Annotated in this window: 2 rRNA genes; both read right to left on the reverse strand. The window is 58.2% G+C overall.

Going from position 1 to position 2,522, the window contains the following annotated elements:
* A 23S ribosomal RNA gene (locus tag QEZ54_RS36155) occupies nucleotides 1–737 on the reverse strand; the annotation flags it as partial.
* Between the two features lie 345 nt (nucleotides 738–1,082).
* Nucleotides 1,083–2,522 (reverse strand): 16S ribosomal RNA (locus QEZ54_RS36160); the annotation flags it as partial.

Consider the following 2,522-nt stretch of genomic DNA (forward strand, 5'->3'; position numbering starts at 1 on the left):
TTCAGACTCGCTTTCGCTACGGCTCCCCCACACGGGTTAACCTCGCCACATGCCACTAACTCGCAGGCTCATTCTTCAAAAGGCACGCCGTCACCTCAGAACAAGTCCTCAGCTCCGACGGATTGTAGGCAGACGGTTTCAGGTACTATTTCACTCCCCTCCCGGGGTACTTTTCACCATTCCCTCACGGTACTAGTCCGCTATCGGTCACCAGGGAGTATTCAGCCTTACCAGGTGGTCCTGGCAGATTCACGGCAGATTACAGGAGTCCGCCGCTACTCGGGAACACCCACCACAGGCCAAGAACTTTCGTCTACAGGACTCTCACCCTCTACGGTCCCTCATTCCAGAGGATTCGACTAGCCCTTGGCTTTATAACTGTGTCATCCAGTGTCAGCTGGATCTGCAGGGTCCCACAACCCCGTCCACGCAACCCCTGACAGGTATCACACGCACACGGTTTAGGCTACATCCGCTTTCGCTCGCCACTACTCACGGAATCACATGTTGTTTTCTCTTCCTACCGGTACTGAGATGTTTCACTTCCCGGCGTTCCCTCCACACACCCTATGAATTCAGGTGCGGGTAACCCGACATGACTCGGGCTGGGTTCCCCCATTCGGACACCCTGGGATCACAGCTTGGTTGACAGCTCCCCCAGGCCTATCGCGGCCTCCCACGTCCTTCATCGGCTCCTGGTGCCAAGGCATCCACCGTCTGCCCTTAACAACTTACCTACAATACGCAGAAAACAAAGATGCTCGCGTCCACTATGCACATCTCAACAAACAACCAACCCACACCCACACCCGAAACACCAGCCCGGACCAACCCGGCGGTATGCTTCAGAGAATGCGATCGGCGATCCAGAAAGCCAAGCTCGCGCTTGTTCTTTCAGGACCCAACAGGGTGCTCTACAAGCCTTCCAGCCGCATCGGGCCGTTCCACGCACACGAAGGTGCAGTACTAGGGATCCGACCGTTGCCGGCAGGCTCTAACCAGTGTCTCCGCCATATGAGCCCCACTGTCGACACTCGCGACAGCTGGGTCCTGACCCGCTTTCGCAGGTAGGTGCTCCTTAGAAAGGAGGTGATCCAGCCGCACCTTCCGGTACGGCTACCTTGTTACGACTTCGTCCCAATCACCAGCCCCACCTTCGACCACTCCCTCCCTTACGGGTTGGGCCATGGGCTTCGGGTGTTGCCGACTTTCGTGACGTGACGGGCGGTGTGTACAAGGCCCGGGAACGTATTCACCGCAGCGTTGCTGATCTGCGATTACTAGCGACTCCGACTTCACGGGGTCGAGTTGCAGACCCCGATCCGAACTGAGACCGGCTTTTTGGGATTCGCTCCACCTCACGGTATCGCAGCCCATTGTACCGGCCATTGTAGCATGCGTGAAGCCCTGGACATAAGGGGCATGATGACTTGACGTCATCCCCACCTTCCTCCGAGTTGACCCCGGCAGTCTCCCATGAGTCCCCACCATTACGTGCTGGCAACATGGAACGAGGGTTGCGCTCGTTGCGGGACTTAACCCAACATCTCACGACACGAGCTGACGACAGCCATGCACCACCTGTGCACCCCCCCGAAGGACACTCCATCTCTGGAGTTTTAGAGTGCATGTCAAACCCAGGTAAGGTTCTTCGCGTCGCATCGAATTAATCCGCATGCTCCGCCGCTTGTGCGGGCCCCCGTCAATTCCTTTGAGTTTTAGCCTTGCGGCCGTACTCCCCAGGCGGGGCGCTTAATGCGTTAGCTACGGCGCAGGAAACCGGAGAGGCCCCCCACACCTAGCGCCCAACGTTTACAGCGTGGACTACCAGGGTATCTAATCCTGTTCGCTCCCCACGCTTTCGCTCCTCAGCGTCAGTATCGGCCCAGAGACCCGCCTTCGCCACCGGTGTTCCTCCTGATATCTGCGCATTTCACCGCTACACCAGGAATTCCAGTCTCCCCTACCGAACTCTAGCCTGCCCGTATCGACCGCAAGCCTGGAGTTGAGCCCCAGGTTTTCACGGACGACGCAACAAGCCGCCTACGAGCTCTTTACGCCCAATAAATCCGGACAACGCTCGCGCCCTACGTCTTACCGCGGCTGCTGGCACGTAGTTGGCCGGCGCTTCTTCTGCAGGTACCGTCACTTGCGCTTCGTCCCTGCTGAAAGAGGTTTACAACCCGAAGGCCGTCATCCCTCACGCGGCGTCGCTGCATCAGGCTTCCGCCCATTGTGCAATATTCCCCACTGCTGCCTCCCGTAGGAGTCTGGGCCGTGTCTCAGTCCCAGTGTGGCCGGTCGCCCTCTCAGGCCGGCTACCCGTCAAAGCCTTGGTAGGCCATCACCCCACCAACAAGCTGATAGGCCGCGAGCCCATCCCCAGCCGAAAAACTTTCCACCACCAGCCATGCGACCAGAAGTGAATATTCGGTATTAGCCACCGTTTCCGATGGTTATCCCAAAGCCAGGGGCAGGTTACTCACGTGTTACTCACCCGTTCGCCGCTCGAGTACCCCGAA

The sequence above is a fragment of the Catellatospora sp. KI3 genome (genome assembly GCF_029948125.1).
Taxonomy (GTDB): domain Bacteria; phylum Actinomycetota; class Actinomycetes; order Mycobacteriales; family Micromonosporaceae; genus Catellatospora.